Genomic DNA, 13,327 nt, shown 5'->3' on the forward strand with positions numbered 1-13,327 from the left:
TTACTGTTTATTCGTTATCGCTCTCTCGACTCGATGTGGAGAGCCGTACTCTACTTTTTTATTTATGGTGTGTTGTGCAGCAAGTCAGCAGCACTAAGCCTAAAAGGAGGTTACTGTTTTAGGTATTGAATCTTAAAAGCTTTGTCGCTGTAGAGGCTAGTAATAGATATTCATACAACTGCAAGTTAACTTCTGTATTGGTGACTAAGGGAGAAGGTTAGTAGCATAAATTTAACCGCATTAGAGCTTTCGCCATGAAGATGTCTTGCTTATCGACACATCATCCTATGTTGTTCCATTAGCCTGCTAGGTAAGTCTGCTTCAAATAACTCGAAATGATAAGTGCTTAACAGAGCATGGAATATAGATAAATTTAAAAATAAATACCGATTAACCAATGTTTTTTGTGATGTTGATCGACAAACGTTGCGGTAATGTTAACTCACGCTATTTCGTGATGCGATAACCTTTACGTAAACGTAATAATGAAACGGGTGTTTTATTTGTTGTTGATTAATTTTACAGTCATCCATCTGATCTGTATCGGTTTTTGCTAATTACCTTTAACGTTAATCAAAACAGGGTTAACAGAAAGTTAAGGTGGCGGCGTGCACATCCTGTGTAATCTTAGTGTTACGCGGTGTAATTAATTAACGTTGTTAATTACAGCTTGGGGGTGTTGGTCAAATTGTCAGACAACTTAAGTTTTTGCTATCCAATATAGCTGAGGTGTTTAATTATTCCGTTTTAAATTAATGTCTTGTCTGGGGTTTTTGGTTTGGTCATACCAATTTTCTGGCCAATGAAAGGTGCTGTGTGATTCATTTTCTGCTCAAGGTGACTGTTGCAAATACAACCTTTTGTTAGTAGGTTTTGTTCAAAAGGTACATGTGTAGTCCATTTGTAACACTCGCACACATTTACAAGATTGCCATGTTAGTGGACGAACGATGTTAATTGTTGTGCACCATTGTTGTGAACCTTAGTTTAACAAAAGCTGCCAATATTGACTGACAACAGATATAACCAAATGAAACTAGAGCTTACATAAGACGCTATGCACTCGGGAGATATTAGGATGAATGAACCAGTATTAAATAAAGACCACACGGACACATCCATTCGCATTACGGGTGAAAGTGTTGAAGGACAAGATACGATACTTAATGAAGGTGCGTTAAGTTTACTCGAAGTGTTATGTCGTCAATTTGCCGATGAGGTGCCTAGCTTGTTGGCTGCACGTAAAGCTAAGCAAGCGGTGATTGATGGTGGCAGTTTACCTGACTTTTTGCCTGAAACTCGCGCTATTAGAGACGGCGACTGGCAAATCCGTGGTATTCCTGACGATTTAACCGACCGCCGCGTTGAGATAACCGGCCCGGTTGATCGCAAAATGATTATCAATGCCCTGAATGCTAACGTTAAAGTGTTTATGGCCGATTTTGAAGATTCGCTAGCACCAAGTTGGTCTAAGGTGATTGACGGACAAATCAATTTACGTGATGCGGTGCGCGGAGAGATTGAATTTACCGCTCCAGAAACGGGTAAGCGTTATGCCTTAAAAGACGATCCTGCAGTGCTGGTGTGCCGCGTACGAGGTCTTCACCTTATTGAAAAGCATGTCGAGTTTAACGGTAAGCCTATTCCTGGTTCGCTTTTCGATTTTTGTCTCTATTTTTATCATAACTACCATCAACTATTGGCAAAGGGCAGTGGCCCCTATTTTTACATTCCTAAGCTTGAAAGCCATGTTGAAGCGCGTTGGTGGGCTAAGGTATTTGCCTTTGTCGAAGAACGTTTTTGTTTAACACCGGGCACCATCAAATGTACTTGTTTGATTGAAACTCTGCCTGCAGTGTTCGAAATGGAAGAGATCCTTTATGAGCTGCGCTCAAACATCGTCGCGCTTAACTGTGGTCGTTGGGATTATATCTTTAGCTACATTAAAACCCTTAAAAACCATCCTGATCGTGTATTGCCTGACAGACAAGCCGTCACCATGGATAAGCCATTTTTGAGTGCTTATTCTCGACTCTTAATTAAAACATGTCATAAGCGTGGTGCCTTAGCCATGGGCGGAATGGCGGCATTTATTCCCGCTAAAGATCCGGCGCAAAATGAAGCGGTATTGACCAAAGTGCGTGGTGATAAAGAGCTTGAAGCGCGTAACGGTCACGACGGTACTTGGGTTGCGCATCCTGGCCTTGCCGATACGGCGATGGGTATTTTTAACGAATATATTGGTGAAGATCATGTCAACCAGTTGCATATTACTCGTGATGTGGATGCCCCGATTTTAGCCCGAGATCTGCTATTACCCTGTGACGGTGAGCGAACCGAAGCCGGTATGCGCCTCAATATCCGCATTGCCCTGCAATATATCGAAGCTTGGATCAACGGTAACGGTTGTGTGCCGATTTACGGCTTGATGGAAGATGCGGCCACTGCTGAGATCTCTCGAACCTCTATTTGGCAGTGGATCCAACATAAGCAGAAGTTGTCCAACGGCAAACTAGTGACGAAGGAGTTATTCAAAGAGATGCTCGTAGAGGAATTAGCCAACGTTAAGCTTGAAGTCGGGCCCGATAGGTTTACTCGCGGCAGCTACACTCAAGCAGCTGTACTGTTAGAGGATATCACCACTTCAGATGAGTTGGTCGACTTCTTAACACTACCAGGCTATGAAATTTTAACCCAGGCTGACGAGCTTTAATGATTTAACTTACTAATTTAATTTGAATAAATGGGGTAAATGGTTTACCCCAAATCGCAATATTTAGCGCCTTTGGAATTAAGCAGTATTGATTGGCACTGAATCCTAACATACAAATGGAGATGATTATGACTAAGGCAACTACACAGATTTCACGTCAAGAGCAAATTGATGCGATAAAAAAGGACTGGGCTGAAAATCCTCGCTGGGCAGGCGTTCGTCGTCCTTACACAGCGGAAGAAGTAGTCGCCTTACGCGGATCGATTGTGCCAGAAAATACCCTTGCAACTCGCGGTGCTGCCAAGCTATGGGAATTGGTTAATGGCGGCGCGAAAAAAGGCTATGTTAACTCGTTAGGTGCTTTAACTGGTGGTCAGGCTGTACAACAAGCTAAAGCCGGTATCGAAGCCATTTACCTTTCAGGTTGGCAGGTTGCGGCCGATGCCAACCTTGCGGGCACCATGTACCCTGATCAGTCGTTATACCCCGCTAACTCAGTACCAGCAGTAGTACAACGTATCAATAACTCGTTCCGTCGTGCTGACCAAATTCAGTGGAGCAACGAAATTAACCCTGAAGATGAAGGTTATACTGACTACTTCCTACCGATCGTTGCCGATGCTGAAGCCGGCTTCGGTGGTGTGTTGAATGCTTACGAGCTGATGAAAAATATGATTGATGCGGGTGCGGCCGGCGTTCACTTTGAAGACCAGCTAGCGTCAGTGAAGAAATGTGGCCACATGGGCGGTAAAGTACTAGTACCAACTCAAGAAGCGGTACAGAAACTGGTTTCTGCACGTCTTGCGGCCGATGTAAGCGGCGTTGAAACGCTGGTTATTGCACGTACCGACGCTAATGCGGCAGATCTGCTGACCTCTGATTGCGACCCATACGATGCTGATTTCGTTACTGGTGAGCGTACATCTGAAGGTTTCTACCGCGTGAATGCGGGTATCGAGCAAGCGATTTCGCGTGGTCTGGCTTATGCACCTTATGCCGATCTTATCTGGTGTGAAACCGCTAAGCCCGATCTAGAAGAAGCACGTCGTTTTGCTGAAGCAATCCATGCGCAATACCCAGATCAGTTGCTTGCTTATAACTGCTCACCGTCATTTAACTGGAAGAAAAACTTGGATGACGCCACTATCGCACGTTTTCAACAAGCCTTGTCTGACATGGGCTATAAGTACCAGTTCATCACCTTAGCCGGTATTCATAACATGTGGTACAACATGTTTGATCTTGCTTATGACTACGCTCGTGGCGAAGGCATGAAGCACTATGTTGAAAAAGTACAAGAAGTGGAATTTGCCGCGGCGAAGAAAGGTTATACCTTCGTGGCGCACCAGCAAGAAGTGGGTACTGGTTATTTCGATAAAGTGACCAATGTTATTCAAGGCGGTCAATCTTCAGTCACGGCTCTAACGGGCTCTACCGAAGAAGATCAGTTTTAAGAGTAACCTTTTCGACTTGCTGTAGTTTACAGCGGTTGTTCCTCGCACTGTGTCCTACGTGCAGTGCGGGGGTTTTTATTACCATCCAATTTGGATAGTTAGTTTAGCGTGTTTTGGCGGCCTACCTTGAGTCGCCTTTTTTATGTCCTTAATTCTCACCAATGATGTTGGCTTGTTAACCTTATACTAGGGGTTATGGCTACGCTATAAGGTTTATCATGCTTGCTATTATCCACAGCCAGCGGGATAAAGCGAAAGGCGAAATTGTGATGTGATGCAAAAGTATTCACCCTCGTGGATATGTAGCTGTTATGTTGCGATTTTTTGTGTCTATACTTACTTACGACTTTTCGTCGGCTTATGACGCGATGACATTCTTTCCCCCATTTGAGTCGAGTAACCATTGAAGGCAGTTAATCCTGGTAAAGGCACCGATTATTGGACCAAGCGGATCAGTGAGCAAGAGATGCCTGCGCTGTCATCCATGGTTAAATCGTTAGAGACATTAGCCAAAGATGATACCTCCTCCTTAGCCATTTTAGGTCGCAGTGTGATGCACGATAATGCGTTAACTTCGCGCATATTACGGGTGGCGAACAGTGCGATATATAATAAGGGGATCTCCCATGTCACCACGATTAGCCGCGCAGCTGTGGTGTTAGGTTTCGATACTATTCGTAATATCTGTATCACCGCGAAATTGCTCAGTAGCCTATTAGATAACAAGGGATTATCTGAACCGGTATACCAACGTCTGTTGCGTTTAATGGCGCGTGCCTTTCAAGCTGCGATGCTGGCTAAAATGATGTTGAGTGAACACGATGAAGAGTTACAGGAGGAGGTGTTTGTTGCCGCGTTGCTCTATCACTTAGGTGAAAGCGCCTTTTGGAGTATGGGAGGGGAGATCACCGAGCGACTCGACGCCGATTTATTAGGCGTTGCGCCAGCATTGCAAGGCGCGCGGGTGCGCGAGCATCTAGGTACTTCATTTAATCAATTGTCGATAGGCATAGCAAGAAGTTGGGGTTTAGGTGATGTATTAGTTAAGTCTTTATCTCAACCCGATGATCGCATGCCAGAGATTAGGGCGATTTTTTTAGCCAATAAGATCAGTGAACAGATGCAGGCTAACCCTATCGATATTGCGCTGCTGAATAAACGCATTAAGCAGGCTGCCGATATGTTGGCTATTGATGTCGATGAATTTAAAGGCCAGATGCGCAGATGTAGTGATGCCACCCAAAAACTAGCCGACAGTTATGGCGCCAAAGTGTTAGTGGATTATTTACCTAGCGCCAAAGTATTAGCGCTACCGATGGCGCAGGGAAGTGCAGTGCATGAGGTGCGACAGCCCAATATCTCAATCCAAATGAGTAAACTACGGCAATTAACCGATTGCGCCATCAGTCGCGCTCACTTTAATGAGGTCATTGGCATTACTTTAGAGGGGATGCTAATGGGGATCGGGCTTGACCGGTGTAGCGTCATGTTGCTATCGCCTAATCGTAAGCGTTTGCAACCGCGTATCGTGTTGGGGGATAACGCCGAGTCGATGAAGCATGACTTACTTATTGAGCTGCAGCCGCGTAAAAGTGTCTTTTCTGACTGTATTGATAGTAAATTGCCGCTGTTTATCGATAATCCTTATGCGGATAAGTGGCGTTTACCTACCACGAGCGAGTTAATTGAGCATACCTCGGCTACGGGGTTTATGTTGGCTCCAGTGATCATCGACAATAAAGTGATTGGTATTTTGTATGCGGATCGGCACAGCTCGGATAGGCCAATTATTCAAGATGACTTTGAGCGTTTTACCCACTTTACCCAACTCACTAACGTGTGTTTGTCGATGTCATTAGGTCGTTAACGTTATTAAGACTGAGCCCCAACTAATGCCAGTTGACGGGATCGAGATTAAAAAAGTGACTCATCTGCTGATATAGCGCTGGGTGTTGTTGATGAAATTGTTGTGGCTGCTCAAAAAAAGTTTCGGTTGCCACCGCAAAAAACTCGGCGGGGTTAGTCGCGCCGTAATAGTGAAACAGCGAGGGCAGTCGATGTTCTGCTTGATACTGCAAGGTTTCATATTCTGTCCGCATTACCTCAGACCAAGAGGTGTAATCTTGGGGGGAGGCTAAAATAGGTGCACCGTTGGCGTGACCATCCTCTTGGTCTAGCTGGTGGGCGAATTCATGGATCACCACGTTATGGCCATTATCTGGTGAAGCGGCATCGTCTTTTGTGGTATCCCATGACAGAATTACCTTACCAAACTCCCAAGATTCTCCTGATAATATATTTTGCCTATCCCATACAACGCCGTCGCTATTACGCTGTGAGTTGTTAACGACAAAGAGGTCTGGATAGACCAATATTTGTTTTAGTTTGGGAAAATAATCAGTTGGTCGATTGAGCAATAACAAGCAGGCTTGCGCTGCAATGGTGACCTTGATCTCGTCGTCAATAACGATACCTTGGCAGCCAACAAATTGTTTTTCTGCAATAAAAATCTTGATGTGTTGTTTAAGTTGTAACTGTAAGTCACTCGGCAAAGCCCGAAAGTAGGGCATACGCCGTTTGAGAATTGCACGCCAATGGCTAGGAAAGGCTTGGGCGTTAATTTGGTGTCGTTTAAATCTGACATACGCTGGCTTGAATGAAATGTAGCCAATGGCCATACCGCTTAGCAGCACGATGAGGAAAATCGCCAGCATTTCAATCTCCTTAATTCAATATAACTAATATTTGGGCGTAATGGCGATTTTCAAGGGGCGATGTGAATTGTATTAATACGTGACGCGTTCTTGTCGCCACCACCCCGTCATGGTGTAAATTGTGCTTTGGGCAGCTCTTGCTTAATAGGTATTAATGCCGTGTTAATGGTAAGCAACATGGGGCAATGCATAGACAAAAAAAGCTGGCAGTGTGGATTAACTATTTGGGAAAGTTCACTGCCAGAAAAGGTTGGAAGAAATCGAATGCTTGATTGTTGATGATCTTGTAGAAGCATGGAGCGTTATGCCAATATTGGCAGTGACGATATTGGCAGTGACGATATTGGCATGCCCAGAACAATAAGCACTCAATACTGGATTTTAAGTGTTAAATGGTAGCGACTGTAATCAGTATTAGCCTGACAGTTTAGGTCAATCGACGTTAATCGATAGCTCTTTTTGTCGACGCTCAATGGCACTGAGTGAGTAATGATGCTCAATCAAAAATCGAATTAATTTAGATTTAGCCATATCACAACCATTGGCTAATTCTGCCAAATGGGCGATAGCGGACTCACTCAAGGTAAAGGTCGCTTTTCGATAGGGCGCCGCCCCTCTAATACGTTCCGGCTGGTTAGCACTTGCGGGCTTTATGGCTTGCACCGGCAAGCCGTTAAAGCCTGTTTCGAGTTCAATCACCTGCGCCATGGTGCGGGCTTGCTCGGGGCGTCCGCTGGCGTAATGATTAGCATCATTAATAAAGTCATTAATCAATGCATCTAACGAAACCTGTTTGGCACGTCGCTGACGATCGCCTCGTTCACACGGCGTAGAGTTTTTCTTGAGATCGGCCAGTCCCATAGTTACCTCTTAGCTTATCCATCTGTTTTTCGGCGAGACGATTACGTATTTCGGTTGCGCTAGCAGCTTGCAACATTTCACAAGCAATACTGCGGATCTCGTCAGCGGCTTTGCCCTTAGGCTGGGTTTCCATTACAGAAAGCCCTGATTCCTCACTGTCATCATAAATATTACGGCTGTAAGTGATCGCATCGAGTACGTTAATGTCGTAAGTTTTGCAAACCTCTTTGGCTTCGATAATGCGGTTAGCCTGATTAGGCAAGCTCGGGCATTGAGTGATCACAAATGAAGCGCGCATATTGGGGTTAATCATCATACAGGTGGCGACGATATCATCCATATGGCTTACTGTTTTAAGGTCGCGGCGTTTCGGTCTGAGAGGCATCAATACATGCGAGGCCACTGACATGCTAGCGCGCAGCGCTAAGTTATCTTGCCCGCCACAATCGACGAGAACATAATCATAGTGTTGTTCGAGGCTGAGTAGGTCGTTGCGAATTTTGCCGTACAGTTGCACGCAATTAATGCCGGCTAAACCACTGTTATTATTGCGCGCTTGGATCCAGTCTGAAGTGGTGCGCTGGGGATCGCAGTCAACCATAATAACTGAGGCGCCACATTCCACTGTAAGAAATACTGCTATATTTTGGGCTAGACAGCTCTTGCCGCTGCCACCTTTTTCACCGCCAATTAAAATGATCATCTTATTCCTCTCGACCGCACTGACTGCCGATACTATTCATTTATCCCGCTTGCGAATTGCTCACACTATGGTGGTTTACCTGAGGTGTTCAACTCGTAAAACTGATGCTGTTAAACAATTTAGGGACTTATACTATATTCGTCAACTGTATGAATTTTGACGCTTTTTTACCTAATGACATCTGTCATAATATTGACCTTAATGAGCAAGTGGCAAAAAGTTGGCACCGATGATGTTATAGAGTCGTTTTAAAATAAAATGTTTATTAACAGTGAGTTACATTGTTATGGTGTTGAAGTAGTGTTAGTAAGCCAAACTAAGCATGTCAGCTAGATGTGCAATTGCCTTGATTGTTATGCAATATTGTTTTGTTTTTGAATTTTTAATTCCAATTTAATATATCTATTGTGGGTAAAATATGAGCGGGGGATGACGCATTATCTGTCGCTAGGCAGATAATGCGCTTTATGTTCCAATGGTTGTTATGCACGATTAGACCAGAGAGTATCAATTAATGGATGACAAGCTATTGCTTGAGGCAATCAATCAAACCATGCCGTTTGGTAAGTATGCTGGACGTAAACTACTTGAATTGCCCGAACCCTATCTAGTGTGGTTTCACAGCAAAGGCTTTCCTGAAGGTAAGTTAGGCCAGCAGTTGGCATTGATGTATGAGATCAAGCTCAATGGGTTAGAGGGAATGTTAGCTCCGTTATTAGTTCCCAAACAGTAAAGCTAATATTGGGGAATGAGAGCTTGCTCTAAAACTTTAGTATTGTTAGGCAATTTCACTGTATTGCCTAAAGATTTATCACTTAAGCCATGCTTTAATGCTGAGGTGATCTTAAATTAGATAAGGAAATATGATGATAGCTAAATTAGTACGCTTAGTTGCCGTGGCAACTTTGGCTCTGGGTATCTCTAGCGCATGGGCTGCAGGTATCGTACATGAAGGTAAAGTCGTCGACACCATGAATGCCGGTGGTTACACCTATGTACAGATTAAGCAAGCCGATAAAACTTTTTGGGCAGCAGGCCCTCAGGTCGAATTAACCAAAGGTGATGTGGTTGTGGTGCAAGAGCAGATGTGGATGAATGATTTCACCAGCAAAACACTGAATCGCACCTTTGATGAATTACTGTTTGTTGGTCGTATCGACAAAAAGTAATCCCATCGCGCGACTTCTCCTCTTAAATAGCGCCGATATGCGAACTATCGGTGCTATTTTTTTGCCTCAATTTAATGCAAACTAGCCTCACTTTAAGCCTACCTTAATCATCCATGTACAGTGTGATCCCTTATCAGGCGGGGTATGCCTTACAAGTCAGTCGACTTTACCATAATGCGGTGCAACAGATTGCGGAGTGTCATTACAGCGCGGCGCAAAAACAAGCTTGGTCCGCGGCGCCGAGATCGACCTACCATTGGCATAAACGCTTAACGCGATCGGCAGCCTGGTTAATGGTTGATACTGAGCAATGTGTTGGTGAGCAATGGCTTTGTGTTGGGTTTATTAATGTCGAAACCCATTATTATAGCCGCGGTTATATCGACAGCTTATATGTGCTGCCAGAATATCAAGGTAGGGGAATCGCAAGGGCATTGTACCAAGCCGTTGAACAGTGGGCGCTGCAAACGGGCGTTAACCGTTTGAGTGTCGATGCCTCAAGAGTGTCACACGGCCTATTTATGTCCCAAGGCTTTAACTTGCACCACAAGCGTTATCAAGAGAAGTGTGGCCAAGTGTTCCAAGCCTTCTATCTGTCAAAAACGCTGTCGTGATCCTGTATTAAGCTAAGGCCACAAGTGGCTGGTATATTCGATTTGCGGTGTTAATAGTCCGTTCAACCCTTGCTCACGCTCCATAAAGCGAATAAACGCATTAGGCAGGGTTAATTCATCTAAAGGCTGTTGCCACTGCGCCTCAAGCAGAGGATGGTAGCCCTCTTTGCCCGACGCCGTATAAGTGGATGATACGCCATAATAATAGTCATCAATGTTCACTGGATACCATAGCTTCTGCTCATGCTGGATCCTTAACACTTCGAGTTTGAGGATCCGCTGTCCAATGGCACGGCGGCCATCATAGCAATAGCGCAAACCGTAAGTGTACGGAAAACTACCGGCCCCGGTGCCAGAAATACTGTTATTGGTTGCCGAGTTAATTGCTGACTCAATCGTTTGGAACAAAAACCGCCCTTGAATGCGGTACTGCACCAGCGGTAGAGCGAAGGGCAACAAGCGGCCTAATACATCGGCCATCGTCACCGGCCCTTTATTTAGTGACTGGCGTACGCCGCCCGCGTTGTGCAGCGCAAAGTCGAGTTCAGTATGCAGACGCTTGGTTTCATGATAAATACTTTTACATACCCAAGGAGCGATCTCACTGCCGTGGGGCAGCGCTTTACTGGGTAAGCGGGTGTGAACTAAGTTGCGAGGAATAAAACCCAGCACTTGATGTTCGAGCGCGGTGATCGCTGGGCGATATTGTTGCACAATCACCTTGTGGATCTCATCGTTTTGCTCATCCCACAATACATGAGGATGGGTATCGAGTTGCTGCCACAGCTGCTGATAAACCTCGGGACTGACTTGCTCTTCTGATTCGATCAGTAGGTGTTTATCGAGCATAAAATAGTTACTGCCACTTAAGGCGATAACTTCACCTTGGGCATTAAATTCGATATCACACAGCCCCAGCGTTTCGGCGTATTTGCCGGCATGTAAAATAGGCGTGTTATTGACGCGCTCACCATAGGGCAGGGCGTTAATGCCTAGCTTGGCAAAGTCACCTTGCAGGGTATGAGAGTGACCACCGACGATAAGGCTAATGCCATCAACTGCCGCCGCCAGTTGTTTATCCATGTCCCAGCCTAAATGGCTCAGCACAATGATGTGATTTATTCCTTGGCGATGTAATGCATTAACCGTGTTACGCGTGGTGTCGATAGCGTTAGCAAACAAGGTGTCATCATCGGGACGTGCGATTACCTTCATTTGATCTAGAGTGATGCCCATGATCGCCATTTGAGTGTCGCCAAGGGGTTTAAGTAAGGTTTTGGCAATCTTCTCTTGATGGATATAGTCAAATAGGCGTGGATGATTTCTCAGCGGTGCCTCTTTATTGGCCTCTTCTTGGCTTAAATCCATGTTGCCAGCCAATAGTGGGAAGTCGATAGCGTCGAGAAAATCTTTTACAGGACCATTGCCCGCATCAATTTCATGGTTGCCCAGCACCATAGCATCTGGGCTCAGTCGCCTTAATAGGTCCGCATTGGCCACACCTTTAAATTGATTAAAATAAAGGGTGCCCTGAAAACTGTCGCCGCCATGGAGAAATAAGAAGGGTTGCTGTGAGGCGTGTGCCTGCTTGCGTGCACTATCTATGTGATAGCCAATGCGCGCATAGCCGCCACTGTGGCTATACACTTCATACTGCTTTTGTTGCTCAGTAAGTAAAAATTGCACCCGCGAAGGCTCGAAATGTGAATGAGTGTCGTTAATGTGCGCAAGCTTTAGGGTATATCTTATTGTCATGTAGGCCTCTTGTTTCAGAGGCGGATTATAACGCACCAGGCTAAAATGAAAAAGGGAAGCCGAAGCTTCCCTTTAATAATACCGTGTGACGTAACGACTTGGCATTATACCTATTGATGTCGGTTACGCTTATTTGATGACAATATCTTGTTGTTTATCGTCGCCAATATGGTCGTTACTGGCATCATCATCGAAGGCTCCTTCATCTGATATACGGATGCCTTTATGGGTCATTCGACGTTTCCATAACTTACGAGCCAGTTGCTGCATATCGGTGACAGGGTCATTGCTGTCAACGATTTCAAGCCCCAGTAGCGACTCGATAATGTCTTCTAAAGTCACCAAACCTTGGTTACTGCCGTATTCGTCGACAACCATAGCAATTTTAGTGCTTCGCTTAATCATCAATTCAAATAATGGCAATATTTTTGCTGTTTCAGGGACGATCAGCAAGTTACGCTTAAGCGCCGAAATCGGGGCGTCGGGCGTGTTACGTTCCGACAGCAATATCGCGTTACGGTTGATGTAACCTATGATGTTATCACGATCATCTTCGTATATTGGGATGCGAGTGAACGGACTTTTTTGATGCCTTTTTGCAAAGTCTTGTTGGGTCATATGGCCATCTAAGCTGAACATCACCGTTCTGGGCGTCATGATCGCAGTAACAGGCATCTCTTTAACCGATAACATCTGGGTTAAAATTTTGGACTCTTGCTCGTCAAGTTCGCCTGACTCATGACCGATTTTGGCCATGGCACTGAGCTCTTGGCGGATGTAAGCACCGTCATCACCTTTCCCCAATAACTGAGTGACCTGTTGTGACATCCAGATTAATGGCTTGGTGAGGCGCTCCATCCAGACGAGTGATAGCGATACCGTTGGTGCCAATCGGCGCCAATAGTTTGCACCTAATGTTTTCGGAATAATTTCTGAAAAGAACAGAATTAAGAAAGTCAGTACACCAGAAAATATACCTAACATCTCATCGCCAAAAACTTTTGCCGCTTGCGCGCCCGCCACTGCCGCACCCACAGTGTGTGCTATGGTGTTAAGCGTGAGGATCGACACCAGTGGCGATTCCACGTTGGCCTTTTGCTGGCGTAAACGCTCAGCCGCAGCAGGGTTAGTTTCTTTTAAATTAGCAATGTAGCTAGGGGTAACAGATAAAAGTACTGCTTCAAATACGCTACAGAGAAACGAGACTCCAATAGCGACCAAGATAATCACAATAAGGGTTATCATAGTAGGGGTAAAAAAACTCCGAGTAACAAGCCAATATTAGCTCAGCGGCAATAATATCATAGTCTATTTCGTTGCTGGCTAAAATTTGTTGGTGTCTGT

General features: G+C 45.0%; 11 protein-coding genes. 6 read left to right on the top strand and 5 right to left on the bottom strand.

Annotated elements, in window-relative coordinates:
* Positions 1-1,078: 1,078 nt before the first annotated feature.
* From aceB to AC5YBZ_RS05285, 3 genes are all read left to right on the top strand, one after another.
* Positions 1,079-2,713, top strand: a complete 1,635-nt coding sequence (gene aceB / locus AC5YBZ_RS05275; RefSeq protein ID WP_494524468.1) for a malate synthase A — start codon at positions 1,079-1,081, stop codon at positions 2,711-2,713.
* 128 nt (positions 2,714-2,841) lie between these two features.
* Positions 2,842-4,167 (top strand): isocitrate lyase, encoded by a 1,326-nt coding sequence (gene aceA / locus AC5YBZ_RS05280; protein ID WP_494519712.1) that lies wholly within the window; start codon positions 2,842-2,844, stop codon positions 4,165-4,167.
* Between the two features lie 466 nt (positions 4,168-4,633).
* Complete coding sequence (locus AC5YBZ_RS05285) at positions 4,634-6,034, top strand: HDOD domain-containing protein (protein ID WP_494543703.1); 1,401 nt, start codon at positions 4,634-4,636, stop codon at positions 6,032-6,034.
* Between the two features lie 22 nt (positions 6,035-6,056).
* Here AC5YBZ_RS05285 and AC5YBZ_RS05290 read toward each other — a convergent pair whose 3' ends face one another.
* The 3 genes from AC5YBZ_RS05290 to AC5YBZ_RS05300 all read right to left on the bottom strand — a co-directional run bounded on the left by AC5YBZ_RS05290 (position 6,057) and on the right by AC5YBZ_RS05300 (position 8,445).
* Positions 6,057-6,881: a M90 family metallopeptidase gene (locus AC5YBZ_RS05290; RefSeq protein ID WP_494524470.1), complete on the bottom strand. Its 825-nt coding sequence runs from the start codon at positions 6,879-6,881 to the stop codon at positions 6,057-6,059.
* Positions 6,882-7,313: 432 nt separating this feature from the next.
* Positions 7,314-7,742, bottom strand: coding sequence for a CopG family transcriptional regulator (locus AC5YBZ_RS05295; protein ID WP_494524471.1), 429 nt, complete (start codon positions 7,740-7,742; stop codon positions 7,314-7,316).
* Entirely contained in the window at positions 7,702-8,445 is a 744-nt protein-coding gene (locus AC5YBZ_RS05300; protein ID WP_494519709.1) for an AAA family ATPase, read from the bottom strand. Before AC5YBZ_RS05300 ends, AC5YBZ_RS05295 begins: the two co-directional genes overlap by 41 nt.
* A 514-nt stretch (positions 8,446-8,959) precedes the next feature.
* Here AC5YBZ_RS05300 and AC5YBZ_RS05305 point away from each other — a divergent pair.
* The 3 genes from AC5YBZ_RS05305 (at position 8,960) to AC5YBZ_RS05315 (ending at position 10,228) form a co-directional block, all read left to right on the top strand.
* Complete coding sequence (locus AC5YBZ_RS05305) at positions 8,960-9,178, top strand: DUF3820 family protein (RefSeq protein WP_494519708.1); 219 nt, start codon at positions 8,960-8,962, stop codon at positions 9,176-9,178.
* A gap of 133 nt (positions 9,179-9,311) precedes the next feature.
* Positions 9,312-9,614: an NrfJ gene (locus AC5YBZ_RS05310; protein WP_475516942.1), complete on the top strand. Its 303-nt coding sequence runs from the start codon at positions 9,312-9,314 to the stop codon at positions 9,612-9,614.
* Positions 9,615-9,727: 113 nt separating this feature from the next.
* Positions 9,728-10,228 (top strand): GNAT family N-acetyltransferase, encoded by a 501-nt coding sequence (locus AC5YBZ_RS05315; protein ID WP_494519707.1) that lies wholly within the window; start codon positions 9,728-9,730, stop codon positions 10,226-10,228.
* A gap of 12 nt (positions 10,229-10,240) precedes the next feature.
* Here the strand turns inward: AC5YBZ_RS05315 and AC5YBZ_RS05320 are convergent, their stop codons facing one another.
* Both AC5YBZ_RS05320 and AC5YBZ_RS05325 read right to left on the bottom strand, forming a co-directional pair.
* A complete protein-coding gene (locus tag AC5YBZ_RS05320; protein WP_494543516.1) occupies positions 10,241-11,983 on the bottom strand; it encodes a bifunctional metallophosphatase/5'-nucleotidase in 1,743 nt (580 codons plus the stop codon).
* A 129-nt stretch (positions 11,984-12,112) separates the two neighbouring features.
* Positions 12,113-13,228: a CNNM domain-containing protein gene (locus tag AC5YBZ_RS05325; RefSeq protein WP_494519705.1), complete on the bottom strand. Its 1,116-nt coding sequence runs from the start codon at positions 13,226-13,228 to the stop codon at positions 12,113-12,115.
* Positions 13,229-13,327 lie beyond the last annotated feature (99 nt).

It is taken from the genome of Shewanella sp. 553 (assembly GCF_059338375.1).

What these genes read in the sequence shown, in the direction of transcription:
- AC5YBZ_RS05305 (WP_494519708.1), top strand. Translation starts at nt 8,960, where the DNA reads ATGGATGACAAGCTATTGCTTGAGGCAATCAATCAAACCATGCCGTTT.
- AC5YBZ_RS05300 (WP_494519709.1), bottom strand. Translation starts at nt 8,445, where the DNA reads ATGATCATTTTAATTGGCGGTGAAAAAGGTGGCAGCGGCAAGAGCTGT.
- AC5YBZ_RS05315 (WP_494519707.1), top strand. Translation starts at nt 9,728, where the DNA reads ATGTACAGTGTGATCCCTTATCAGGCGGGGTATGCCTTACAAGTCAGT.
- AC5YBZ_RS05325 (WP_494519705.1), bottom strand. Translation starts at nt 13,228, where the DNA reads ATGATAACCCTTATTGTGATTATCTTGGTCGCTATTGGAGTCTCGTTT.
- AC5YBZ_RS05290 (WP_494524470.1), bottom strand. Translation starts at nt 6,881, where the DNA reads ATGCTGGCGATTTTCCTCATCGTGCTGCTAAGCGGTATGGCCATTGGC.
- AC5YBZ_RS05285 (WP_494543703.1), top strand. Translation starts at nt 4,634, where the DNA reads ATGCCTGCGCTGTCATCCATGGTTAAATCGTTAGAGACATTAGCCAAA.
- aceA (WP_494519712.1), top strand. Translation starts at nt 2,842, where the DNA reads ATGACTAAGGCAACTACACAGATTTCACGTCAAGAGCAAATTGATGCG.
- AC5YBZ_RS05320 (WP_494543516.1), bottom strand. Translation starts at nt 11,983, where the DNA reads ATGACAATAAGATATACCCTAAAGCTTGCGCACATTAACGACACTCAT.
- AC5YBZ_RS05295 (WP_494524471.1), bottom strand. Translation starts at nt 7,742, where the DNA reads ATGGGACTGGCCGATCTCAAGAAAAACTCTACGCCGTGTGAACGAGGC.
- aceB (WP_494524468.1), top strand. Translation starts at nt 1,079, where the DNA reads ATGAATGAACCAGTATTAAATAAAGACCACACGGACACATCCATTCGC.
- AC5YBZ_RS05310 (WP_475516942.1), top strand. Translation starts at nt 9,312, where the DNA reads ATGATAGCTAAATTAGTACGCTTAGTTGCCGTGGCAACTTTGGCTCTG.